Source organism: Mycobacterium talmoniae (assembly GCF_001854525.1).
Lineage (GTDB): Bacteria > Actinomycetota > Actinomycetes > Mycobacteriales > Mycobacteriaceae > Mycobacterium > Mycobacterium talmoniae.
In genome coordinates this window covers 1-22,762 of sequence record NZ_MLQM01000078.1, presented here as the reverse complement: position 1 = coordinate 22,762, position 22,762 = coordinate 1, and the positions used below count along the sequence as shown (strand labels likewise).

23 protein-coding genes and 1 pseudogene are annotated in these 22,762 nt (G+C 66.5%); 20 read left to right on the top strand and 4 right to left on the bottom strand.

Annotated features, from left to right (window positions below; translation table 11 throughout):
• Nucleotide 1: 1 nt before the first annotated feature.
• Nucleotides 2–1,642, top strand: coding sequence for a glycosyltransferase family 87 protein (locus tag BKN37_RS15080; protein WP_083341808.1), 1,641 nt, complete (start codon nt 2–4; stop codon nt 1,640–1,642).
• A 350-nt stretch (nt 1,643–1,992) separates the two neighbouring features.
• On the opposite strand, the gene BKN37_RS15075 is transcribed toward BKN37_RS15080, so the two are convergent.
• Nucleotides 1,993–2,529 carry a hypothetical protein gene (locus BKN37_RS15075; protein WP_071027230.1) on the bottom strand — a complete coding sequence of 179 codons (537 nt, stop codon included), beginning with the start codon at nt 2,527–2,529 and terminating at the stop codon, nt 1,993–1,995.
• A gap of 150 nt (nt 2,530–2,679) precedes the next feature.
• Between BKN37_RS15075 and rpsF the strand changes: the two genes are divergently transcribed.
• From rpsF to BKN37_RS15030, 9 genes are all read left to right on the top strand, one after another.
• The gene (gene rpsF / locus BKN37_RS15070; protein WP_071027228.1) at nt 2,680–2,970 is read left to right on the top strand and encodes a 30S ribosomal protein S6; all 291 of its coding nucleotides are present in this window, start codon (nt 2,680–2,682) and stop codon (nt 2,968–2,970) included.
• Between the two features lie 87 nt (nt 2,971–3,057).
• Entirely contained in the window at nt 3,058–3,570 is a 513-nt protein-coding gene (locus tag BKN37_RS15065) for a single-stranded DNA-binding protein (RefSeq protein WP_071027226.1), read from the top strand.
• A 59-nt stretch (nt 3,571–3,629) separates the two neighbouring features.
• The gene (rpsR, locus tag BKN37_RS15060) at nt 3,630–3,884 is read left to right on the top strand and encodes a 30S ribosomal protein S18 (RefSeq protein WP_071027223.1); all 255 of its coding nucleotides are present in this window, start codon (nt 3,630–3,632) and stop codon (nt 3,882–3,884) included.
• A 38-nt stretch (nt 3,885–3,922) separates the two neighbouring features.
• Complete coding sequence (gene rplI, locus BKN37_RS15055; protein ID WP_071027220.1) at nt 3,923–4,381, top strand: 50S ribosomal protein L9; 459 nt, start codon at nt 3,923–3,925, stop codon at nt 4,379–4,381.
• A 548-nt stretch (nt 4,382–4,929) separates the two neighbouring features.
• Nucleotides 4,930–6,741: a replicative DNA helicase gene (gene dnaB / locus BKN37_RS15050; RefSeq protein WP_071027218.1), complete on the top strand. Its 1,812-nt coding sequence runs from the start codon at nt 4,930–4,932 to the stop codon at nt 6,739–6,741.
• 334 nt (nt 6,742–7,075) lie between these two features.
• Nucleotides 7,076–8,569 (top strand): hypothetical protein, encoded by a 1,494-nt coding sequence (locus tag BKN37_RS15045; RefSeq protein ID WP_105369118.1) that lies wholly within the window; start codon nt 7,076–7,078, stop codon nt 8,567–8,569.
• A gap of 141 nt (nt 8,570–8,710) precedes the next feature.
• Nucleotides 8,711–9,574 (top strand): hypothetical protein, encoded by an 864-nt coding sequence (locus BKN37_RS15040; RefSeq protein WP_071027213.1) that lies wholly within the window; start codon nt 8,711–8,713, stop codon nt 9,572–9,574.
• A 700-nt stretch (nt 9,575–10,274) separates the two neighbouring features.
• A complete protein-coding gene (locus BKN37_RS15035; protein WP_071027211.1) occupies nt 10,275–10,844 on the top strand; it encodes a hypothetical protein in 570 nt (189 codons plus the stop codon).
• 352 nt (nt 10,845–11,196) lie between these two features.
• Nucleotides 11,197–12,075 carry an alpha/beta fold hydrolase gene (locus BKN37_RS15030; protein WP_071027208.1) on the top strand — a complete coding sequence of 293 codons (879 nt, stop codon included), beginning with the start codon at nt 11,197–11,199 and terminating at the stop codon, nt 12,073–12,075.
• A gap of 27 nt (nt 12,076–12,102) precedes the next feature.
• On the opposite strand, the gene BKN37_RS15025 is transcribed toward BKN37_RS15030, so the two are convergent.
• Nucleotides 12,103–13,131 (bottom strand): CobW family GTP-binding protein, encoded by a 1,029-nt coding sequence (locus BKN37_RS15025; protein WP_071027207.1) that lies wholly within the window; start codon nt 13,129–13,131, stop codon nt 12,103–12,105.
• A gap of 200 nt (nt 13,132–13,331) precedes the next feature.
• On the opposite strand from BKN37_RS15025, the gene BKN37_RS15020 reads away from it, so the two are divergent.
• From BKN37_RS15020 to BKN37_RS15005, 5 genes are all read left to right on the top strand, one after another.
• A complete protein-coding gene (locus BKN37_RS15020) occupies nt 13,332–14,741 on the top strand; it encodes a Tle-like phospholipase domain-containing protein (protein ID WP_105369117.1) in 1,410 nt (469 codons plus the stop codon).
• A gap of 22 nt (nt 14,742–14,763) precedes the next feature.
• Nucleotides 14,764–15,177 carry a hypothetical protein gene (locus BKN37_RS27820; RefSeq protein WP_083341807.1) on the top strand — a complete coding sequence of 138 codons (414 nt, stop codon included), beginning with the start codon at nt 14,764–14,766 and terminating at the stop codon, nt 15,175–15,177.
• A 172-nt stretch (nt 15,178–15,349) separates the two neighbouring features.
• Nucleotides 15,350–15,832, top strand: a complete 483-nt coding sequence (locus BKN37_RS15015; protein WP_071027203.1) for a hypothetical protein — start codon at nt 15,350–15,352, stop codon at nt 15,830–15,832.
• Nucleotides 15,833–15,927: 95 nt separating this feature from the next.
• Nucleotides 15,928–16,143 carry a FitA-like ribbon-helix-helix domain-containing protein gene (locus tag BKN37_RS15010; RefSeq protein WP_071027232.1) on the top strand — a complete coding sequence of 72 codons (216 nt, stop codon included), beginning with the start codon at nt 15,928–15,930 and terminating at the stop codon, nt 16,141–16,143.
• Nucleotides 16,140–16,547, top strand: a complete 408-nt coding sequence (locus BKN37_RS15005) for a type II toxin-antitoxin system VapC family toxin (RefSeq protein WP_071027201.1) — start codon at nt 16,140–16,142, stop codon at nt 16,545–16,547. The genes BKN37_RS15010 and BKN37_RS15005 overlap by 4 nt, the downstream gene beginning before the upstream one ends.
• Before the next feature lie 67 nt (nt 16,548–16,614).
• On the opposite strand, the gene BKN37_RS15000 is transcribed toward BKN37_RS15005, so the two are convergent.
• Complete coding sequence (locus BKN37_RS15000) at nt 16,615–17,421, bottom strand: DUF1906 domain-containing protein (protein ID WP_071027199.1); 807 nt, start codon at nt 17,419–17,421, stop codon at nt 16,615–16,617.
• A 219-nt stretch (nt 17,422–17,640) separates the two neighbouring features.
• On the opposite strand from BKN37_RS15000, the gene BKN37_RS14995 reads away from it, so the two are divergent.
• Nucleotides 17,641–18,291, top strand: coding sequence for a hypothetical protein (locus BKN37_RS14995; RefSeq protein ID WP_131823613.1), 651 nt, complete (start codon nt 17,641–17,643; stop codon nt 18,289–18,291).
• Nucleotides 18,292–18,392: 101 nt separating this feature from the next.
• On the opposite strand, the gene BKN37_RS14990 is transcribed toward BKN37_RS14995, so the two are convergent.
• Nucleotides 18,393–19,304 carry an IclR family transcriptional regulator gene (locus tag BKN37_RS14990; RefSeq protein ID WP_071027195.1) on the bottom strand — a complete coding sequence of 304 codons (912 nt, stop codon included), beginning with the start codon at nt 19,302–19,304 and terminating at the stop codon, nt 18,393–18,395.
• Nucleotides 19,305–19,369: 65 nt separating this feature from the next.
• On the opposite strand from BKN37_RS14990, the gene BKN37_RS14985 reads away from it, so the two are divergent.
• The 4 genes and pseudogenes from BKN37_RS14985 to BKN37_RS14970 form a co-directional block, all read left to right on the top strand.
• Entirely contained in the window at nt 19,370–20,308 is a 939-nt protein-coding gene (locus BKN37_RS14985; RefSeq protein ID WP_071027193.1) for an SDR family NAD(P)-dependent oxidoreductase, read from the top strand.
• Nucleotides 20,305–21,108 carry an acetoacetate decarboxylase family protein gene (locus tag BKN37_RS14980; protein ID WP_071027190.1) on the top strand — a complete coding sequence of 268 codons (804 nt, stop codon included), beginning with the start codon at nt 20,305–20,307 and terminating at the stop codon, nt 21,106–21,108. Before BKN37_RS14985 ends, BKN37_RS14980 begins: the two co-directional genes overlap by 4 nt.
• A 4-nt stretch (nt 21,109–21,112) precedes the next feature.
• Nucleotides 21,113–22,327, top strand: coding sequence for an amidohydrolase family protein (locus BKN37_RS14975; protein ID WP_071027188.1), 1,215 nt, complete (start codon nt 21,113–21,115; stop codon nt 22,325–22,327).
• Between the two features lie 13 nt (nt 22,328–22,340).
• Nucleotides 22,341–22,762, top strand: a pseudogene (locus tag BKN37_RS14970) (amidohydrolase family protein); the annotation flags it as partial.

The window sequence follows — 22,762 nt, the reverse complement described above, 5'->3', positions numbered from 1 at the left end:
GCTGCTGGGGCCCGTCCCCAACGCCAACCACCTGCGCATCGCCGCGCTGCTCGACGACGGCACCACGCTGAGCTTCGTCGACCAGCGCACCTTCGGCGGTGGGGTGGTGGGCGGGCCGGTGGGCCGGCACGCGCTGATCGGGCGCGCCGGGTTGTTCACCCCGCTGCGGGTGATGTTCGTGATCGCGTTGGTGTTCTTGGCGTTGGGCTGGGCGACCAAGGCGCCGTGTCTGCAGAGCACCGGGACCGGGACCGGCGATCAGCGGGTCGCCAACTGGGATCACGAGCGGGCCTACTACGAGCTGTGCTACTCCGACACGGTGCCGCTGTACGGCGCGGAGCTGTTGAGCCAGGGCAAGTTTCCGTACAAGTCCAGCTGGATCGAAACCGATGGCGCGGGCGCGCCCCAAATTCGCTACGACGGGCAGACCGCGGTGCGGTACATGGAGTATCCGGTGCTGACCGGCGTCTACCAGTACGTGGCGATGGCGTTGGCCAAGACCTACACCGTGCTCAGCAAGCTGGTCGCGATCCCGGTCGTCGCCGAGGTGGTGGTGTTCTTCGACATCGTCGCGCTCGGGCTGGCGTTGGCGTGGCTGGCGACCGTGTGGGCGACCGCCGGGCTGGCGGGGCGCCGAGTGTGGGATGCGGCGCTGGTGGCCGCCTCGCCGCTGCTGATCTTTCAGATCTTCACCAACTTTGACGCGCTGGCCACCGCGTTCGCGGTCGGCGGGCTGCTGGCGTGGGCGCGCCGCAAACCGGCGCTGGCCGGGGTGCTGATCGGTTTGGGCGCCGCCGCCAAGCTGTACCCGGTGCTGTTCTTAGGCCCGGTGCTGGTGCTGGGGCTGCGCACCGGGCGGTTGCGCCCGGTGGCGCGCACCGCCGCCGTCACCGTGTTGACCTGGCTGGTGGTGAATCTGCCGGTGCTGCTGCTGTTTCCGCGCGGCTGGTCGGAATTCTTCCGGCTCAACACGCGCCGCGGCGACGACATGGATTCGCTGTTCAACGTGGTCAAGTCGTTCACCGGGTGGCGCGGTTTCGATCCCGGGCTGGGCTTTTGGCAGCCGCCGGTGATCCTCAACACCGTGGTGATGGTGGCGTTCCTGCTGTGTTGCTTAGGGATCGGGTATATCGCGCTGACCGCCCCGCAGCGACCGCGGCTGGCGCAGCTGGCGTTTTTGGTGGTGGCGGCGTTCCTGCTGACCAACAAGGTGTGGAGCCCGCAGTTCTCACTGTGGCTGGTCCCGCTGGCGGTGCTGGCGCTGCCGCACCGCCGGATCCTGTTGGCGTGGATGACGATCGACGCGCTGGTGTGGGTGCCGCGGATGTATTTCCTGTACAGCGTGCCCAACCGCGGGCTCCCCGAACAATGGTTCACCGCCACCGTGCTGGTGCGCGACATCGCGGTGCTGGGGCTGTGCGTGCTGGTGATCCGGCAGATCTACCGGCCCGCCGAGGATCTGGTGCGGTGGCGCGGCCGGGTCGACGACCCGTCCGGCGGGGTGTTCGACTGGGCGCCGGACCGACCCCCTGGCTGGTTGCCGGGTTGGCTGCGGCCGGTGTCGGCGCGCAGGGTGGTCGAGGCCGCCGAGCCCGCCGCCGCACCCGAGTACGCCGCGGCCGGGCAGCCGAGCGGTCACTGAGCGCCGGGCGTCCCGGTGTTGGGGCGTCGAGCCTGCGGTTGGGGGCGTCGAGCCTGCGGCTACGGCGCCGAGCCTGCGCTCACGGCATCGAGCCTGTAGTCATGGCGCCGAGCCTGCGCCCACGCCGTGAATTCCCGTGCAAATACGTCCTCACCGCAGACTCGGCGCCAAGGATTCAGGCTCGATGCCCTCAGCGCAGGCTCGGTGCCCTGACCGCAGACTCGATCCCCTCAGCGCAGACTCGATGCCCTGACCGCAGACTCGAGGCCATGGCTGCAGACTCGATCCCCTCAGCGCAGGCTGGGCGCCGCCACCTCAGTCTCGGTGCCCTCAGCGCAGACTCGATGACGTCACAACAGCAGGTCGAGGCGACGCCGCACCTGCCGCGGCATGTACCAGCTCCAGGCGGTGCCCGCGGCGATCAGCAGGGCCAGCACACCGTAGGGGGCGGCGGCGGTGGGCTCACCGGCTTGCACCTCGGCTACGGCCACCACCGCGAACAGCAAGACCAGGATCGGCGCGGTGACGACGATCATCGACCAGGACCGCTCCGCGGTGTCGAGGTAGACCTTGCCCACCCGAGTGGTGGCCGCCCGCACCGCCGGCGTGGTCGGCAGGGGGCCACGCAGGATCGCCGTCAGCGCCGCCGACCGGTCGGCGGCGCTGACGCCGTCGACGGCCTCGGTGTAGGCGCGGTGACTCCGCTGACTAGCCGCGGCGCCCACCGCGCCCACCGCGAGGCTCACCAGCCCAATGCCGGGCGCGGCCTGTGACCAGGAACCGCCCACCGATCCAAACGCCGCGAGCAGGCTCAATCCGGCCGCACACAGGCAGGCCAGCACCAGGAAACGCGCCCACCACGGCCACAGTGATACCCGAATGCTCATTGAAGCCTGAGCCTAACAACCGCCACGGGCGACACGATTTCGCTGGCCAGGCCCGCATCCGGTACCCTAAGCGGGTTGCCGACGCAGGCGACCCTCCTGCCACGGAACACACCGTGGCCGTAGACGACCATAGGAGGTGATGAGGTTCCCATGCGTCCATACGAAATCATGGTCATCCTTGACCCCACCCTTGACGAGCGCACCGTTGCCCCGTCCCTGGAGACGTTCCTGAACGTCATCCGCAACGACGGCGGGACCGTGGAGAAGGTCGACATCTGGGGCCGGCGCCGACTGGCGTACGAGATCGCCAAGCACGCCGAGGGCATCTACGCCGTCGTCGACGTGAAGGCCGAGCCGGCGACGGTGTCCGAGCTGGACCGTCAGCTCAGCCTGAACGAGTCGGTGTTGCGCACCAAGGTGATGCGGACCGACAAGCACTAGTCGACTACGAGTCGGTGAACGACTGCCGCGTGTCGGGCCGGTTGCGTAGGCTCGCGCAAAGCATCCCGCCGATCCCAGGAGGACCTTGTGGCTGGTGACACCACCATCACCGTTGTCGGAAACCTGACCGCCGACCCCGAGCTGCGGTTCATCCCGTCCGGCGCCGCCGTCGCGAACTTCACGGTCGCCTCGACGCCCCGGACGTTTGACCGGCAAAGCGGGGAATGGAAGGACGGCGAGGCGCTGTTCCTGCGGTGCAACATCTGGCGGGAGGCCGCCGAGAACGTCGCCGAAAGCCTCACCCGCGGCATGCGAGTGATCGTGACCGGCCGGCTCAAGCAGCGGTCCTTCGAAACCCGCGAGGGGGAGAAGCGCACCGTCTTTGAGGTCGAGGTCGATGAGGTCGGGCCCTCGCTGCGGTACGCCACCGCCAAGGTCAACCGGATCAGCCGCAGCGGCGGCGGAGGCGGCGGCTTCGGTGGCGGCGGCGGGCAAACCCAAGCCCCGGCCGCGGCCAGCGGCGGCACCGGTGAGGACCCCTGGGGCAGCGCCCCCGCGTCCGGCTCGTTCGGCGCCGGCGACGACGAACCCCCCTTCTGATACCCCGGCGCGCGACACGGCGCGCCCCACCAAAACCACAGCACGAAAGAGATACACAGATGGCCAAATCCAACAAGCGGCGCCCAGCTCCGGAGAAGCCGGTCAAGACGCGCAAGTGTGCGTTCTGCTCCAACAAGAGCCAGAAGATCGACTACAAGGACACCGCGCTGCTGCGCACCTACATCAGCGAACGCGGCAAGATCCGGGCCCGGCGGGTCACCGGCAACTGCGTGCAGCACCAACGCGACATCGCGCTGGCGGTGAAGAACGCCCGCGAGGTGGCCCTGCTGCCCTTCACCTCCTCGGCCCGGTAGTCGCCCCCGGCACCACAGAACATTAGGAACGTAGAACGATGAAACTGATTCTGACCGCCGAGGTCGAGCACCTCGGTGCCGCCGGCGACACCGTCGAAGTCAAGGACGGCTACGGACGCAACTTCCTGCTGCCGCGCGGCCTGGCCATCGTCGCCAGCCGCGGCGCACAAAAGCAGGCCGACGACATCCGTCGCGCCCGGGATGCGAAGACCGTGCGCGATTTAGAGCACGCCAACGAACTCAAAACGGCGATCGAGGCGTTGGGCACGATTTCGCTGCCGGTGAAGACGGCACCGGACTCGGGCAAGCTGTTCGGCTCGGTCGGCGCCGGCGACGTCGTCGGCGCGATCAAGAAGGCCGGCGGCCCGAGCCTGGACAAGCGCATCGTGCGGCTGCCCAAAGCGCACATCAAAGCGCTCGGTACGCACCAGGTCGCGGTGCATCTGCATCCCGATGTCAACGTCGCGCTCGACGTGGACGTCGTCGCGCAGGGCTAGACCCCACACCACCAGCTACCCCGGTGGCGCCCTAACCGGCCGCCACCGGGGCGTTGCTGTGTGCGCCAGCGAACTCCTCAACCACCGGACCGGTCAGCGAATCTAACCGGCCGTTAACACGCTGCCAACCCGGCGGTCACACAACACGCCCGAGATGGCAACCCGGCTCGACACGCCGAACGGATTGCCATCCACAGCTCGGACGTGTTCGTGTGGTGCGCTTAGCAGCACAGATGCGGAACTGTCAGCCAATGATCCACAGGTTTTCCCCACCGCCTCAACACGGCCGGCGACGGCTATCCACACGCGATGCACAACTTCATGAACAAGGCCGCTTGGTGTCTGCGCCAGCAACATCTACCGTCGACCCGGCGCATGGCGATGGTCGGGTGAGCGTCATCGATTCGGCGAGAACGCCGGTCGGGAGCGACGCGACGAGGAGCCGGGCGAGTGCCATGACGGCGGGCGATGTCAGTGCCCTGATCTACGGTCCGGGTACCGATGTCGGGTGGGCATTCGAGCGCGGTGCCGAAGGGAGGCGGGGGTAAATGGCAGTCGTCGACGACCTGGGGCACTCCGGCCTCGAGGAGCCACCCCGGGAAGACGTCGGCCGCCAGCCGCCCCAGGATCTCGCCGCCGAGCAGTCGGTGCTGGGCGGCATGCTGCTGTCCAAGGACGCCATCGCCGACGTCCTCGAGCGGGTGCGGCCCGGCGACTTCTACCGCCCCGCCCACCAGAACGTCTACGACGCGATCCTGGATCTGTACGGGCGCGGGGAGCCCGCCGACGCGGTGACGGTGGCCGCCGAACTGGACCGGCGCGGCCTGCTGCGCCGCATCGGCGGGGCACCGTATCTGCACACGCTGATCTCCACGGTGCCGACGGCGGCCAACGCCGGCTACTACGCCGGCATCGTCGCCGAGAAGGCGCTGCTGCGGCGGCTGGTGGAGGCCGGCACCCGGGTGGTGCAGTACGGCTACGCCGGCGCGGAAGGCGCCGACGTCGCCGAGATCGTCGACCGCGCGCAGGCCGAGATCTACGACGTCGCCGACCGGCGGCTCTCCGAGGACTTCGTCCCGCTGGAGGACCTGCTGCAGCCCACCATGGACGAGATCGACGCCATCGCGTCGCACGGCGGCATCGCGCGCGGGGTGCCGACCGGCTTCACCGACCTCGACGAGGTGACCAACGGGCTGCATCCGGGGCAGATGGTCATCATCGCGGCCCGCCCGGGTATGGGGAAGGCGCTCGCGCTGGACACGCCGCTGCCCACCCCGGCCGGCTGGACCACGATGGGTGACGTCGCCGTCGGCGACGAGTTGTTGGCTGCCGACGGGCAGCCGACGCGGGTGGTGGCCGCCACCGAGGTGATGCTGGGTCGGCCCTGCTACGAGGTGGAATTCTCCGACGGCACCGCGATTGTCGCCGACGCGGCGCATCAGTGGCCGACCAGCGAGGGTGTGCGGACCACGGCGCAGCTGCGCAGCGGGATGGACAGCATTGCCGCCGCCGGGGCGGCGAATCCGCACACCGGCTCGCGTGGTGGGGCTGCGCTGATGGTTCCGGCGGTGCAGATCGCGGCGGTCCACCGGATGCCCACCGTGCCGGTGCGCTGCGTGCAGGTGGACAACCCCGAGCACTTGTACCTGGCCGGCCCCGGCATGGTGCCCACCCACAACTCGACGCTGGCACTGGACTTCATGCGGTCCTGCTCGATCAAGCACCGGCTGCCCAGCGTCATCTTCTCGCTGGAGATGAGCAAGTCCGAGATCGTGATGCGGCTCCTGAGCGCCGAGGCCAAGATCAAGCTCGGCGACATGCGCTCGGGCCGGATGAGCGACGACGACTGGACCCGGCTGGCGCGCCGCATGAGCGAAATCAGCGAAGCGCCACTGTATATCGACGATTCACCCAACCTGACCATGATGGAGATCCGCGCCAAGGCCCGCCGGCTGAAGCAGAAGGCCGACTTACGGCTGGTCGTGGTCGACTACCTGCAGCTGATGACCTCCGGCAAGAAAGTCGAGTCGCGCCAGATCGAGGTGTCGGAGTTTTCCCGGCATCTTAAGCTGTTGGCCAAAGAGCTGGAACTTCCGGTCGTCGCGCTCAGCCAGCTCAACCGGGGGCCCGAACAGCGCACCGATAAGAAACCGATGCTGGCCGACCTGCGTGAGAGCGGCAGTTTAGAACAGGATGCGGACATGGTCGTTTTGCTCCACCGGCCCGACGCATTCGAACGCGACGACCCGCGCGGCGGCGAAGCGGATTTGATTCTGGCCAAACACCGTAATGGTCCGACCAAGACGGTGACGGTGGCGCATCAGCTGCATTTGTCGCGGTTCACGAACATGGCGCACTAGGCGTTGGCGATGTCGGTGCCCGCTCCTAAGCTCCTGCCATGGGATCTCTGATTGGCGTACCGCTGCTGGCCGGTCTCCTGGACAGGCTTCGGTGGCTGAACACCCTGGCCATTGTCGTCGTCGCGCCTTGTACGCACGTATGGACTGCGGCGGCACACCCGGGGTTGACGCGATGGACGCTAAGCAGCGGGAGCGCGCTGAAATCGTGGCGCGGGCCGATCAACACCACGCGTGGGTGCTCGCCGGCGATCAACGCGGGACGCGCGGTGCGGGCTACACCAGCTTGGACACGGAGGGCTGATCAAAGGTGAGAGTGCTACTTCTCGATGTCGACATGGCTATCGATGCGGCGCAGGCGAGTTTTGGTTCGGCGCATTCGCTGTACGACTATGACTTGGTCCTGTGGGACCCGCACCGTTCTTTGCAGCCTTATCTCAAGCGCGGCTGGGGCACGGGGTCCTACAACGGCTTGGCGCTCCTATCGGAAGAGCAGTCCCCTCGGCTGCGACGCGACTTGGCTCGTCGGACGAACAACTTTGACGAGTTTCTAAAGCTTGGGCGCACGCTCGTGGTCTTCCTGCCGGGCGATCTGCGTGTGTACATCGACTCCGGCGAGCGCACGCACTCAGGAACCGGCCGGAATCGCCAGACCACCAACATCGTCAAGCCACTCAACATCATGGAGGCGTTGCCCACGAGGCCGGTGCGGGCGGCCGCACTGGGCGACGCAATGCAGCCGGCGCACAGTTCAATCGGTCCTCTCTACCGGCAGACCTCGGACTACTGGTGCTATGCCTCCGTATTCGACGAAGCGGAGCACCTCCGACCGTTGTTGCGGGTCAGTGGAACCAACAAACTTGCTGCTGCACAAACAGATCACAAGGGCGGCACGATCATCCTGTTGCCCATTCTGCTGACGGGCACACCCGACGAGGACGACGAGGACGAGGACGACTATGAGGGCGACGAGGAGGAGCAGAGCGAGGACGCGGAGGCCGGCGACGCCGTCGCAGCACCAGCGGAGGCGGTGGCGGACGCGTCATCAAACGATGAGCTCGACGCTGAAACGATCGACAAGATGGTCCTTGATTGGTTGATCGCGTTCACAAGCTCCGAAGAGGTCGTGTGGCCGGACTGGGCAGACGAATACCGCTTTAAGACCGAAGTCGACCGTGCTCCAGAGATTGCGCAGCGTCAAGCGGACATCGCAAAGCTTCAGGCGGAACTAGACACGCTCAACTCCGAGCAGGAGACCGATCAGCGATGGAAGTTACTCGTCGCCGGCACCGGGACGCCATTCGAAGTAGCTGCGGCCACTGCCCTGACCCAGCTCGGATTTGATCTGCAGCCAACGGTCCCTGGCAGAACCGACTTACGCGGCTCCCGCGGTGACACCAGCGTTGTGGTCGAAACGAAGGGTGTCACGAAAAGCGCGGCTGAATCGCACTGCGCCCAGTTGGAAAAGTGGGTCGCTGAGGACCTGGAGGCTGGGCGCGAGTCCAAGGGGATCCTCATCATCAACGCCTACCTCAACGACCCACCGCTCGAGCGGACGCAGCCGACATTCCCCGATCAGATGCGTAGGTATGCCGAGATGCGCAACCACTGCCTTGCGAGCGGGTTGCAATTGCTGAATCTGGCAAGGACGGCGCTCGCTGAGCCGGAGCGGACAGGCGAGCTGGCCGACCTGCTGCTCCACACAACCGGCCTCATCGAGGGTTGGGACGACCCCGCCGCGGTGTTCAGCGAGACGCCGGCACCACCACGGCGACCGCGGAAGCGCACTAGCGGAGGCCTGAAGCCAGCGGGCGACAAGAAAGACGGCTGACAGCTAGTTGCGCGTCGCGTACGAAACGGCGCAGCGCGGAACGTCGTTCGCACATTCGTACGCTCCGCGGGCTGCGGCGTGAGGTGTTCCGGTCCTACCCGCGTCCCTGCGGATGTCGGACCTCTCTGGGAGGGTGAGGCCATGTACGCGATGTTCTTCGGCGACGATGGTTCCGTGGCGTATCTGGGCGACTATGAGTTCGCGCGCCTCGAGCGCTACGGCATCGCGTTGGTGAACGACACCATCGGGCGCATCCGCGCAAGCGGCATCGATATTCCGACCAGTTTAGCGCCCTCGGAGGGGCCCTACTTCAGATATGAGCACGGGCCGAGCCTCTTTCTCGGGCGCAAGGGCTGCGGTGCGTTGCACATCGCCTGGGATACGAACCTACTTATCGACTACTTCGAGCATGGTTATGGGCTTTGGGAGGGCGAGTCCTTGCCAGATCTGGTGCCCGGTGAGCGCGGAGAACAGTTAGAGGCCCTCCAGATCATCGTCACTCTCTGGGTATTGCGTGACATCCGTTTTCATATTCTCGCGCGCACCATTGATGACTCAAAGAAGCGGAACCTGAGTGAGGAGCGACGTCTACAAAGGCGGACGGCGTGGCGCGAGTTCCGCGCCGCCATCGCGGTCGTCGGCGACGAAGACGAGGATCGGGGTGAAACGCTGATTTTGCCACGGTCAGAACTTGATCGCGCGTTGTCTAGCGTGCCTGCTGGCAATGATCGCGATCTCGTCACAGACGCGGTGAGAACCAAAGTTCATGTCTTTTTGACTCGTGACAAGGGTGTTTTGCGGACCAGAAAAGTACTGTGGCCGTTTGGGCTACATATCGCCAGTCCGCAAGATCTGCTCGAAGAGCTCGCGGCTTGCGGTGCCCTGAATTGCTTGTTGGCGCCGGATCAGCTGTATTGGCCGATGCCAGACCAACAGCGGGTTGCGCATCTGATCAGCGCTCTGGCTAGAGCCAGCGGGGGCCAAGACGAAAAATCCGCGCCATAACAATAAGAACGATGATCTAGCCAACTCGAGTACTACCGCACCATGAGCCGAGCGATGATGGCCGCGCTCAACGACAACACGGAGACGTGCAAGCAGTTCGGCGACGGCAATGGCTTTGGGCGTAGCTGTCTGAACGGTGTTCGATGGAGGTCATCAAAAGCAATCCTGATTCGGCCTCATGCTGCCGCTCACCCGCAGGGTCAGTGAGATTCCCCGCGGTCCCGATACTGAGTCCACCCGGTTCTAGAGTCGGGTTGGTTTGATCCGTGCTCCGCTACGACGCGCCGGCCTTTCGTAATGTCCTGAACGCGTAGGGCGATCAACGCCGGGCTGTCCTGACGCAGTCAGATCAACTCAGAGCAAGACCGCTTCCCGGCACCCGACGGTATGCCGCAATGGGCGTGGAAGGTACTCAATCGTCGAATCCCCGGCTGCCTGGGCTGGTTGACCACTGCCATCCTCGACCAGCGCTGCCGCGAGATTCCGGGTCTCATCTAGTTCGACGGCCATTGGCCGCCGGGTCGGGGACTGCGACTGCCGTCCGCCGCCTCCTGAAAAGAGTGTCTCGCTGCCCTCAGGTGGGCAATATAATTCCGTTATGCATTGCGGTGCTCCGGTGTTGTTGCCGACCTTTCGGCGGGTCTGCCTTGATCATTCCAGACCCAACTGACGCCAGCACCAGGATGATGGGGGTTCCAAAATGACCGGGGTTATCCGCCTCCGGACTGCCGTCGGGATACTGGGCGCCGCCATGCTTGTCGCCGTCATCGGCCCCGGCAGCGCGCACGCCGAACCGGAAGCACCACCGGACGCTTGGGTTATGGCGGGCAGCAGTCCCGCTGACTACGAGTTTGAACGGATGGCGGAGACCGTCGATGGCAACGCTGTCCTGCGTCTGCGAGCTGTCAACGACAAGCCGGCAGGATTCGGCACGATGATGCAGACGATGGCCCCGACAAGGTTTCTCGGCACCCGCATGCGGATGTCCGGTTTGTTGAAGGGCAACGATATTAACGGGTGGGCGGGCCTCTGGCTGCGGGTCGACAGTCAACGCGGCGGTGCTCCACTGGCCTTCGACAATATGTATAACCGCCCGGTCCGGGGCTCGACGGGCTGGTCGAGTGCAGAGATCGTCCTCGATGTCGGCCGGGACGCGAGCGCCATCGCTTTTGGGGTGCTGCTTGATGGAACGGGGTCTGTCGACATCTCAAAACTTCGTTTTGAAAAAGTGGGCTCGGATGTTCCCGTGACTGGCAGGCCGCAGAATTGAACCCGTGAATCTCGACTCTAGGGGCATGGTTACCCACTTTCTGAGGTAGCTACGCTGCCACCGCGGTTGTGCCGCAATACGCGATTACGGTGCAAGGCCACGGTCGTGGGGTGAAGTGTTCGTGGGGCGGGTCGCCGCAACGGCCTGCACGGCGAAAGCGGCCGTCAAGCCGCGAAGCGCGATCTCACCATCCCGCAAAGGCGTGAACCTGTACTAGCTGGATGGCTGCAGGCTATGTCGCTAACCTCGATATGTGCCGGACCCAACGAACCAACCGCCCGCTCGAAGACGTCTTCGCCGAGACCGAGCTACTCCTGGCGGCGGCGGTTCTCCAAGCCAGGTCGTTCTCGATGTGGAGGGCTCCGGTGTTCAACCGCCGGTCGCCACTTCGGTGCGTCGGATGTTCTGGTTACTGGAGCGAGTCGCACCCGCGATCGGGTCGCGGTGGGCGACTGAATTGTGGTGCACCCCACCGGTCATGGAGTCCAGCCTGCGTATGCCGCCCGGTGTCCCGCCTGGCCAGCCGCTGGAGGCGCACTGGGACGGGCACCGGATCGTGGGTGAGGCCTGGGGCGAGGGGCCGCCGGTCTATCTTGTGCACGGCTGGGGCGGGCGCCGCCCGCACCTCGGCATGTTCATCAAACCTCTCGTCGAATCCGGACATCGGGTGATCGCGTTCGATCTGCCCAGCCATAACGAGTCAGAGCCCGGCGTACTCGCCCCCGGCCGTACCACCGCCATCGAGTGCGCCAAAGCGGTTGCCGCCATCATCCGCACGCACGGGCCGGCCCGTGCAGTTGTCGCCCACTCCCTCGGGGCTAACGCGACCGCATTCGCGGCGTCGTGGGGCACCACGGTCGGGCGGTTGGTGTTCCTCGCGCCGATGGGTGAGTTCCCGATCTACCTGGATCTCTTCGCCGCGCGTCACAACTTCGGCCGGCGGATACGCGCCGGTCTGCATCGACGTCTTGAACGTCGTATCGGCATGCCGCTCGAGGACACCAACATGGTCCGGATTGCCGAGCGCACCGACTATCCGCCGCTGCTGCTCATCCACGACCCCGACGACCCGGAGACGCCCTACCCGACGAGCGAGAAGATCGTCGCGGCATGGCCAGGCGCACGCTTGATGACAACGTCAGGACTCGGCCGGCTGGCACATTTCCGAATCCTGCGGCATCGCCCCGCGATTCGCGCGGGCGTCGAATTCATCGGTCCCGCATCGGTGTGAAGTAACACTTGGTCGCCCGGCTGCGGGTTAGATGCTGTAGTGCCGCAGCCGCTGCAACCGTCGCATGCCGGCGGCGGCCACTTTCTTCGGAGCCGGGCGAAGAGCTTCCTCGAGTCGTGCGCGAACGTCCTCGGTGTCGAGGTGCGTGCCGATCGCGACGAGGTGGCTAGCCCCCGCGCCCGCGGGCGCGGTCGCCACGTGAACGGATGTGCCGACCACATTAAAAAGGTAGTGGCGCTTGCCGATCGCGACGGTGCCCTTCATTCGGTAGACGCCATGGGGCGGCTGTTCAAGTAGGTCGATGAGCGGTCCGGGATCGACGGCGCCGTCGCCGACGACGGTGACCGACGTGGCATGCACGTGGTCGTGGTGCCCATCGTGCGCGTCGGCGGGCTCGTCGAGAAGCAGTTCCCGAAACGACATCTGCCCAGACTCGCCGCCGCCGTTGACATCGTAGAGCAACCGGGGATCCACGCGACCCGCCACCGCGCCCACGACGTGAGCGTCGCGATTGAGTGCGCGCACCCGGGATTCGACCCGGCGAAGGGTAGCTGCGCGGGCCTCCTCGGCGATCCGATCCAACTTGTTGACCACGACGAGGGATGCCGCGCCGTAGCGCGAAGGCGGCGCGGGCCCGGTGTCGACGGTGTTGAAGTGTTCCGCTGCGTCGATGACGTCGATGACACCGCCGTGGCGTATCCGATCCACCCCGCTGAACCGAATCACCCGCGATATCGCGACCGGTTCGGCTACCCCGCTCGCCTCGACGATGATCGCGTCGAGGGCGAGCTTCGGGTCGGTCAGCTTCTCCAGCGCGTCGTCAAGCTCGCCCTCATCGGGCAGACAGCAGATGCATCCACCGGCGATCGACACCGGTTCGTCGACCTGGCCCGTGACCAGGCCGGCGTCGACGTTCAGTTCGCCGAAGTCGTTGATCACGACGCCGATCCGCGCTCCCGGCGCACGCAGGACATGGTTGAGCAGCGTGGTCTTACCCGCACCGAGATAACCAGTGAGGGCGATGACGGGAATCGCGGGAGCGTTGCGACCGGTCACCCGGCCATTATTACCCGGCTCCGTGCTGGCGACAGTGAGCGCTGACTCCCGAAAGTCTGCGCAGCGCGAACTGGCACCGGGTGGGTATTTGACGGCTCTCAGAAAACCGCAGTAGGTGGGCCAAAAGCTGGTATGACGGCAATCCCGCGGACATACGATGTCTTCGGGAAAACGCTGTCTTCGGGGAAGAGGAATAGGGCGTGAGTAACACCGCCACCAACGCTGGCCGCGATGGCGGCGAGCCGCTCACCGCAACGGTGTCCGCAGTCACGGGCACAGGACCGCGCTGTTGGCGGGCGTTCACCGTGTTGGGTAACGGGATCACACAGCTACGGCGCGCCCGGGCCCCGATCACCGTGACTGCCCAGGCCGGGCTGTTAGCGATCGCGTTCTCGGCCACCGTATTCGGCCTGGCCACCCTATCCTCGTATCTACCCGGCACGGGTACATCGTCTGTCGGGATGGCGGTGGCGGCGGCCGACCCGTGTGGTGATCGGTGCGGAGACGGCGACAACGGGCAAGGCCCCTACGGTCCGGATGCTTCCGGTGCTCAGCCGCCGGACACGCCCAATCAGTTGCCGGATTATGAAGGCGGCGCCGACTCCGGAGATCCGGCCCCAGACCAAGCTGCCGGCCAGGTCACCCAACAAGCCGCACAGCAAAACGCCACCCAGACCGCCAGCCCAGGACTACCGAAGCCACCACCACCACCGGATTCATGGTCGGGGCAGATCACCAACACCCCCGACCCCACCACGCCGAACGCCAACAATGCGTTGACCATGGCGCAGCTGGTGCAACACGTTTACGATCCGGCCCATCCGCTGCCCGCAGGATGGTCGCAGCTCAGTTCGGTGGAGGTAGAACAGCTCAGCGCGATCAACCCGGATGTACACCCCGTGGCGGTGGCCTCCGGCGTGCACGTCGGCGTGTTCACCGACGGCGCCGGGCACTATGTGGGTGGGTTCGCTGGGGCCGAGAACCTGTTCGATGACGCTGCGGTGGTTGTCGAGGAAGTCGGCGGCAACCCACCCCAATACCAGATGGCCGTCCAGATCATGAGCGGCCTGCTCAACAACTTCGGCGCCGGAAACGTCGCCGCCACCGGACATTCCATGGGCGGTGGAGAAGCCGCCGCCGGAGCCCTCCACAGCGGCGCCACCGCCATCACCTTTGAAGCCCAAGGGCTTTCGCCCGGCTACCTGGAAAGTCTCGGACTGGACCCCGAAGCAACCTTCGATCAAGCCGCCGACGGACAAGTCCAGCACTACTTCATCGAAGGCGAATTTGCCACCCTCCTACAACGCGAACTACCCGTAATCAACGGCCTACCCAACGCCCCCGGCCTCAACTACGCACTGCCGTTTGTCACCACCGATCCCGTTACCGGAGCCACCATCATTTCCCCGGTCGGCCCGTTTGATCAAGCCCATAACATCGCGGCCGTCATAGATTCGTTAGCACAACCAGGGGTGGAACCTGACTTGGTGTTCACGCAGCCCATCCCGGGCGAACAACTCGCCGAAGACGTTGTTAATGCTGTCGCTCCAATTGTCGTCCTACCCATCGCCGAAGCCGTTCTCGACGACCTGACACCACCAGCACCATAAAGAACAAAAGGGAAATCGCATCATGTGGTACGTCAAGACAATCGGTGCCACCGCCATAATCGCCGCGGGACTAATCGCGGCCCCTGCCGCTAACGCCGGCGCACACACCGTCACCTATGCCCTGTGGGTGGATGGCCCGGCCCCGAACGGGTTCAGTGTCAGCTACGTAGTTAATGAACCGGTCGATCAACAAAGCCCTTCCCGCGGCAACGATCCTAATTTGTTTTTGGCTCCCGGCCAGGTCTGGACGCGTGAGACCACTATGGACGACCCGACTCAGTGGGCCTACATGGTGGCGGTTTACAAGAACGCGTCGGCCAATCCGGTCGGTACGCACTGTGAGATTAGAGTCGATGGGGTCGTGCAAGCCAACGGCGTAAGCGTCTGCTCGATTCGGCAGCTACATGCCGGAAGCGGTCCGCCTGGGACTATGTGAGATTTTGCGCGGGGCCATGGTTTCGGCGGCCTTAGACTAGCCAGGTAGGGAACGGACGCCATGGCCGCTGGGAGGGTCATCGGCCGATGAATACGCCGACACGCCGCGATCCGGTTGTCACGCAGTCGGCTCAACGACGATCAAAGGGGGAACCACGGTGAAGGGTTGGCATATGTCGGGCAGCAATCCCGCCGACTACGAGTTCGAGCGCACGGCGGAGACCATCGACGACAACGCCGTGGTGCGTCTGCGAGCCGTAACCGACAAGGCCGCAGGATTCGGCACCATGATGCAGACGATCGCCCCGACGAAATACCTCGGGACCCGGGTCCGGCTGTCTGGTGTGTTGAAGGGCAACGATATTGAGGGGTGGGCGGGCCTTTGGCTGCGGGTCGACAGTCGCCAGGCGGGTGCTCCCTTGGCCTTCGACAATATGCAGGACCGCCCGATCCAGGGCACGACGGATTGGTCGGGTGAAGCGATCGTGCTCGACGTCGACAAGGAGGCAAGCGCAATCGCTTTCGGGGTGTTGCTTAATGGAACGGGGTCCGTCGACATCTCCAGACTTAGGTTTGAAGAAGTCGGCTCGGATGTGCCCGTGACCGGCACGCCGCAGGCGACGGAACCCGTGAATCTCGACTTCAGCGACGAGTAACCGCTTGGCTCTCGAGCGCTGAGCCGCGATGCCAAGTCCTCCTCTGATATCATCGTGACGATATCAGAGGAGGTGCCGTGGAACCGGAACAGATCCTGATCCGCAACCTGCCCGCGGGGACCAAGGCAGCGCTGCGCGTACGCGCCGAACAGCACCACCGTTCTGTTGAAGCAGAGGCCCGAGCGATCCTCAGCGACGCTCTTGAACGACCAGCCGTCACGATCGTCGACATGCTGTGCAGCGACGAAGGCTCCGAGATCGAGTTCGAGCCGGAACGGCTGAACCTCGCGGGGCGCACCCCTGACCTGTGAGATACGTCCTGGACACGAACGTGGTGTCTGCCCTGCGCGTGCGTGGCCGCAATCCGTCGGTCGAGGCGTGGGCGGCATCCGTGCCGGTGGGCGATCAATTTGTCTCGGCGATGACAATCGCCGAGATCGAGCGGGGTGTGGTGGCAAAGGAGCGATCGGACCCGGCGCAAGGGCAGGTTCTCCGCAGGTGGTTCGAGGACCGTGTGCTGCCTGCCTTCGCTGGCCGTGTGCTGGCCTTCGACTTGCCGGCGGCGCGGATCTTCGCCACATACCGGGTTCCCGAGCGTGCACCGTTGGACGACGCTCTTATAGCCGCGGTCGCAGAGTCTGCCGACATGATCGTCGTGACGCGAGATATCAAACACTTCAAGACGTTCGGGGTCCGATGTTTTAACCCCTGGTAGCCGTAGCTCACAACCTGGAGTTTGGCTCGGCTCGCGCGAGCGCATCCGTAACGAGTGGTTCAGGACTTCACGGATGCAGGTTCCACTGCCCGCAATCTTGGGCCAGGACGTCGTTGACGTCGACCTCGAGCCCGCCGACCACCGGGCCCGGATTCGACGCGGTGCTCACCACCCGCTGGTAGAGCACCGCGGCGGGGTCGACTTGACCGTGCGACCAGGACCGGGTCTGCCAGGCCCACCGGTGGCCGGGCGTGCCCGAGTTCCCGATCACACCATCGGCGGCCGCCCACTGGCACACGTTGATGCCCCCGTAGACGCCGGTGCGCTGCACACCCAGCACGGAGTTGATCCCGCGGAACCACTGCAGCGCCACGGTTTCCCAGGTGTGGCGGTCGATGTCGTCGTCGACGCTGAAGAAGATCGGTGCGCTGTGGCCACCGCCGGCCGCGGTGTGCAGCTGCCAGGCGGTGCGCGCATCGGCGACCCCGCCGGCATACCCGCGCGTGAAGTCCGACGGCGCCGTCCCGCCCGGCTTGCCGTATTGGTAGTTGCTGACGATCACCAGCCCGGCGGCGGTCAGCGACTGAGCGTAGGGACGGGTGATCGGCTTGGCGCCGAAGGACGAGCCGGGCCGCGACATCGACACGTAGTTGATCACCCCGGCATGGCCGGCGGCCCGGATGTCCTGCGCCGGAATCTGGCGCGCGGCGTAGTCGATCAGCGTGGGAGCGGCGGCCGAGGCCGAGGGCGCGCCGACACCGGCGGACGCCGCACCCAACCCGGCCAGCGCCGCGGCGGATGCGTACCGCAGTACGTCACGCCGGGAAACCGGGCGTGATCGCCGAGGGCGGTGAGTCCCCGGGGAGTCCTGCATCGCATGATGTTAACAATGAGGCTGTTGTTAATGGTGTTGCACTCGCCGGGCGGGTTCAACCCCGGTGCGCCATCTCCGCATATGAGGACCCGCCGCCAGGTTTTCACCAGGACTTAAGGTTCTCATGGTCGTCCCTCAGCCGAGTCTCAGGTAACTTGAGCGCTCGTCGACAGGCCGACATGGCAGGCGACAGGTGACCCTTAGCGTTAAGGAGCAGCTGTGCAACTAGCTCGTCGCAACCCCTACGCCACCGTTGGCGCCGCGCTTGCAGCCGCAGGCCTGATCGCCGTCACACCGGCCGCCCCAACGACATCGGACCTGCAGCAGCGCGCAGTGCAGCTCACCTCGGCCGCGGCGGCCGTCGATCCGATCAGCGTTCTGGGCGAGATCCCCGCTGCCCTGCAAACAAATTTCAGCGATGGCCTGAGCGACATGTCCGCCGGCGTGGCAGCTTTTGACGCGGGCCACGTGCTCGCCGGCCTGAACGACTTCCTCACCGCCCCGGCGAATCTCTTCCTCGATCCCGCGGAGAATGTCTACCTGGGTCTGGCCGACGCCGTTACGGGACAGTCGCTTGCCTTGAACGCCTTTGAGTTCAGTCCCGCAAATCCCGGGACCGCCCCGGATCTGGTCCAACTTACCGCCATTGTGCACGAACAGACCCAGGCGCTAGCGGCCGATCCGAGCTTGTCGAACTTCCTCGCGAGTCTGGATGTGCTCTTCTACACCATCCCCAAGGATCTGTTCATGGAGTCGCTGGGCGGGTTGGCGGGGGTGCTGGATCCCGGTGCTGTCGCGGCGGCCGCCGACCCGGCGTTCACCGCCACGCTGGCCGAGCTGCCCACCCTGCTGCTGAGCCTGATCCCCTGAGTAAGGACGCTATTCCGTAGTAGCCCTGCGTCAGATCCGCTCGGTCAGCTCTGCCGGATGTGTCAGCGAATTGTCCAGGTGCTGCCGACCGAACGGCCCTGTTACTGGGGCCCTGCCACGTGGCTTACCGGCGACTCCGCGGCCAACGCGGCACCGAGTCGGCGCGTCGCGGCAGACAGCTGCGTCCCCAGACGGGTGACCGCCGCACCGGTCAGCGGCTCGGTGCTGGGGACCAGGCTGAGCATCAGGGCGATGCGGGATCCCGAGTCCAGGATCGGCGAGTCGATGTGGCTCACCTCGTAGCTGCGGTCAGTGGCCAGGCTGGTCGGGAACCACTCCTCGGTGTGGATCAGTTCGTCGGTCAGCGCCTGCGCCAATTGGCTTAGCCGGGTGGACCGGACCTCGGCACTGCGCACGATCAGCGCCAGTTCCCGCAGACGCAGATCGGGCAGGATGTGCAGACCGACCGCGTAGCCACGCCGCTTGGCGGCGGCCAGCGCCCGGCGATAGCGATCGCGCACGTCCTCGGGCAGCGCGGACAGCCACTGCTCCCGGGCGTCGGGCCCGGCCCAGGCAAGGATCGACGCGCCATACGGCGGGCGGTGCGGGAACTGGGTGCCGATGGGCATTGGGTCACCGCCGCCGTGCCGGCTGCGGATCTGATCGACCACGGTGGAGTAGTCATCGCTGACCGCGAACGCAATACAGTGCGCGCCGGTCGCCGCCGACAGCTCGGCCATCGCCGGGCGGGCCAACACCAGGGCCGGATAGCGGCCCGCCGCCTCTCGGCCGAGGCGGACCATGGCGGGACCCAGGTGGTAGGTCTTGGCCACCGGGTCGCGCAGCAGCCAGCCGGCCCGCAGCAGCTCGGCCAGCATCGAATGGCAGCTGGCCTTATGCACGCTCAACCGGCGCGACACTTCCGCCAACGACAACCCTTGGCTCCCAACACCCGCCAGGTGCTCAAACAGGTTCACCACCCGCTCGGTCTGCGGGGACGGACGCGGCGCCACAACCGCAATGGTCGCACAATGCGACTGGTTGCGGTGCGATGTGCGACCGTGTGACGATTGCCACAATGAAGGATCTGCGCGGCAAGGTTGCGGTCGTCACCGGTGGAGCCGGGGGTATCGGCCAAGCCCTCGGCCGGCGCTTCGGCGGCGAGGGCATGAAGGTCGTGTTGGCCGACGTCCTGGCCGATCCCCTGGATGAGGCGACCCGAGCGTTGGCGGACAACGGCATTGAGGCCGTCGGGGTGGTTACCGACGTCACCGACTACTCCTCGGTCGAGGCGCTGGCCACGGAGGTGCTGCGGCGTTTCGGCGCGGTGCACGTGGTGTGCAACAACGCCGGCACCGGCGGGGTCTCCGAGGGCTACATGTGGGAACACGACCTGGCCGACTGGCGCTGGGGCATCGACGTCAACGTGCTGGGCGTCATCCATGGCATCAAGGCCTTCGTGCCGATCCTGCTCGAGCAGGGCGACGGACACGTGGTCAACACCTGCTCGGGCAACGGCGGGTTCGCGCCCATCGCCCGGGGCGCCATGGGTGGACCGGCCACCGCGGTCTATCCGATGACCAAGGCCGCGGTGCTCTGCCTGACCGAGAGCCTTTACACCCACTTGCAGATGACCGGGACGCGGGTGCGGGCGCATGTGCTGTTCCCGGGTGGCTTTCTGAACACCGGCATCTGGGAGTCGTGGCGGCACCGCCCGCCGCGCTACGCCGCGACCCAGCAGCGGCGCACCCCCGAGCCGACGCTGGCGAAGGTTGTGGAGCGCTTCGAGGCCGCCGGCGCACGAGTCGAGTTCACCCCGCTCGAAAGCGTCGCCGACCAGGTCGTGGACGGAATCGCCGCGGACCGGTTCTGGATGATGGGCCCGCCCACGCCGGCCGATCAGGTGGTGAGCGCCAAAGCGGCATCGATCCTCGCGCGCGGCGAACCCGACTACCTGGTCGACGTTCTCGGCCAACACGCCGAGGCTGAACCAGCAGCCGAAGGAGGAATGCGTTGAGCACCACCACAGTTCGCTACGGTCCTCGCCAACCCGAGGCGCAGGTCGACCACGAGATCGACGCCACCAAGGCACCCATCGCCACCGAGGCGGTGACCATCAGCTACCTCACCGACCCCGAGATCGTCGCCGCCGTGCTGCCCAGGCCGCTAAAGCCGGCGGCCGAACCCCTGGTGCGCATCCAGCTGCAGCGGGTCCGCATCGCGGGTATGCCGACGTTTACGTCGGCGGTGTTCTCGGTGACCGCCCGGCACGACGATCTGCACGGCGACTATCCGCTGTTCATGCCCCAGTCCACCGAGCAATCGGTCACCGGCGGCCGCGAAACCTTCGGCGAGCCGAAGAAATTGGCGCACATCGCGGTGGAGCGCGACGGCCAGAGCGTCACGGCAGGCGTCGACCGGTTGGGGCATCAGCTCATCCGGGTGACCGGCCGGGTGACCGGTACGGCCCCGCTGCCGCCGGATCAGGTGAACACCGAGTTCTACTTCAAGTTCCTGCGTGCCCCCGACGGCGCCGGGATCACCGACCCGCACCTGGTGTACGGCGAATACCACCGGCACTACGAGCTGCTGGAGACCATCGACGGCACCGTCGAGTTGGGTGAGTCGCCGCTGGATCCGGTGGCCGACATCGTGATCCGCCAGATCACCTCGATCACCTGGTGTCGTCGGCGCACCGTCCAGGTGGGCCGGATCGCGGCGCGGGTGCCGGCCGAGTGGCTGCTGCCGTATGTGCACCAGCGCTATGACGACGTGGCGCTGCTCGCCGCCCCGCGGCCCGAGCCGGCGCGGGCATAGTCGCATGGACCGGTACACGGTTATTTCGGCCGACTGCCACGCCGGCGCGGATCTGCTCGATTACCGCGACTACCTCGATCGGCGGTACCGCGACGAATTCGACGGCTGGGCACAGACCTACGTCAACCCGTTCGGCGACCTCACCGAACCCGACGCCGAGCGCAACTGGAACAGTGAGCGGCGCAACGCCGACCTGGATGCCGAAGGCATTGCGGGGGAGGTGATCTTCCCCAATACCGTGCCGCCGTTCTTTCCGCAGGCAAGCCTGGCCGCCCCGGAGCCGGAGACCGCACGGGAGCTCGAGCTGCGCTGGGCCGGCCTGCGCGCGCACAACCGCTGGCTGGCCGACTTCTGCTCCGCCTCGCCGGAGCGCCGCGCGGGCGTGGGCCAGATCCTGCTCGCAGACCTCGACGCAGCACTCGCCGAGGTAGCACAGATCGCCAAGTTGGGGTTGCGCGGCGGCGTGCTGTTGCCCGGAGTCGCCCCCGGTACCGGCATCCCTCCGCTCTACGCCGAGCACTGGGCACCGCTGTGGGCGGCGTGCGAGCAGGCGGGCGTGGTGGTCAACCACCACGGCGGCAACGCCGGACCGCCCCCGACCGACGGGTGGGGCAGCTCGTTCGCGGTGTGGGTGTACGAGACCCATTGGTGGGCGCACCGCGCGCTGTGGCACCTGATCTTTTCCGGGGTGCTGGATCGTCACCCGGACCTCACCGTGGTGTTCACCGAACAGGGCGCCGGGTGGATACCGGCGACGCTGAACTCGCTGGACGTCGCCGCCGCCCGCTACGCCCGACCGAACTCGGCGATCGCCCGCTTCGCCGGGCCCACCGCCGGCTCGCTGACCCTCAAGCCCAGCCAGTACTGGGCCCGGCAGTGTTACGTCGGTGCCAGTTTCATGCGTCCCGTCGAGTGCGCCGAGCGGGACGGGATCGGCGTGGACCGCATCATGTGGGGCAGCGATTACCCGCACTACGAGGGGACCGCGCCCTACACCCGGGAGGCGCTGCGCCACACCTTTGCCGGCGTCCCGACCGCCGAGGTGGCGGCCATGGTCGGCGGGAATGCGGCGGCGGTGTACGGCTTTGACCTCGACGCGCTCGCCCCGTTGACCGCCCGCATCGGCCCGACCGTGGCCGAGGTCGCCGAGCCGCTGGCGGCGGTGCCCGCCGACGCGCGCAGCACCGTGTTCGAGCCCGATCCCATCCGCACCTGGTAGCGAAAGGCCCACCGTGAACCCGTATCTCATCATCTCCGCCGACACCCACGCGGAGCTGCCGACCGAGCGGTACCGCGAATACGTCGACCCCGAATACCGGGAGGACTTCGAGGCCTACCTGGCGGAGAAGACCGCGGCGGCGCAGGCCGGCGGCTTCATCGACGAGCAGTTCGCCGAGGAATGGTTCGCCGCGCACGGTGAAGGCATCGCCGGCGGCTGGGATGTGGCGCTGCGGGACAAGGAGCTCGACGGCGACGGGGTGGTCGGCGAGGTCATCTTCCCCGACGCCGACGCCGTGACCGGGGTCGCCGGGGCGCCGTTTGGCGCCGGCCTGGGCCAGTCGGGCGATCTCGATCCGGGCCGCGCCATGGCCGGGGCGCGGGCGCCGAACCGCTGGTGGGCCGGGCGGGGCGGGGGCCCGCGCGGGGGGGGGGG

What these genes read in the sequence shown, in the direction of transcription:
- BKN37_RS15075 (WP_071027230.1), bottom strand. Translation starts at nt 2,529, where the DNA reads ATGAGCATTCGGGTATCACTGTGGCCGTGGTGGGCGCGTTTCCTGGTG.
- rpsF (WP_071027228.1), top strand. Translation starts at nt 2,680, where the DNA reads ATGCGTCCATACGAAATCATGGTCATCCTTGACCCCACCCTTGACGAG.
- rpsR (WP_071027223.1), top strand. Translation starts at nt 3,630, where the DNA reads ATGGCCAAATCCAACAAGCGGCGCCCAGCTCCGGAGAAGCCGGTCAAG.
- rplI (WP_071027220.1), top strand. Translation starts at nt 3,923, where the DNA reads ATGAAACTGATTCTGACCGCCGAGGTCGAGCACCTCGGTGCCGCCGGC.
- dnaB (WP_071027218.1), top strand. Translation starts at nt 4,930, where the DNA reads ATGGCAGTCGTCGACGACCTGGGGCACTCCGGCCTCGAGGAGCCACCC.
- BKN37_RS15045 (WP_105369118.1), top strand. Translation starts at nt 7,076, where the DNA reads ATGGCTATCGATGCGGCGCAGGCGAGTTTTGGTTCGGCGCATTCGCTG.
- BKN37_RS15040 (WP_071027213.1), top strand. Translation starts at nt 8,711, where the DNA reads ATGTACGCGATGTTCTTCGGCGACGATGGTTCCGTGGCGTATCTGGGC.
- BKN37_RS15035 (WP_071027211.1), top strand. Translation starts at nt 10,275, where the DNA reads ATGACCGGGGTTATCCGCCTCCGGACTGCCGTCGGGATACTGGGCGCC.
- BKN37_RS27820 (WP_083341807.1), top strand. Translation starts at nt 14,764, where the DNA reads ATGTGGTACGTCAAGACAATCGGTGCCACCGCCATAATCGCCGCGGGA.
- BKN37_RS15015 (WP_071027203.1), top strand. Translation starts at nt 15,350, where the DNA reads ATGTCGGGCAGCAATCCCGCCGACTACGAGTTCGAGCGCACGGCGGAG.
- BKN37_RS15000 (WP_071027199.1), bottom strand. Translation starts at nt 17,421, where the DNA reads ATGCAGGACTCCCCGGGGACTCACCGCCCTCGGCGATCACGCCCGGTT.
- BKN37_RS14985 (WP_071027193.1), top strand. Translation starts at nt 19,370, where the DNA reads ATGAAGGATCTGCGCGGCAAGGTTGCGGTCGTCACCGGTGGAGCCGGG.
- BKN37_RS14975 (WP_071027188.1), top strand. Translation starts at nt 21,113, where the DNA reads ATGGACCGGTACACGGTTATTTCGGCCGACTGCCACGCCGGCGCGGAT.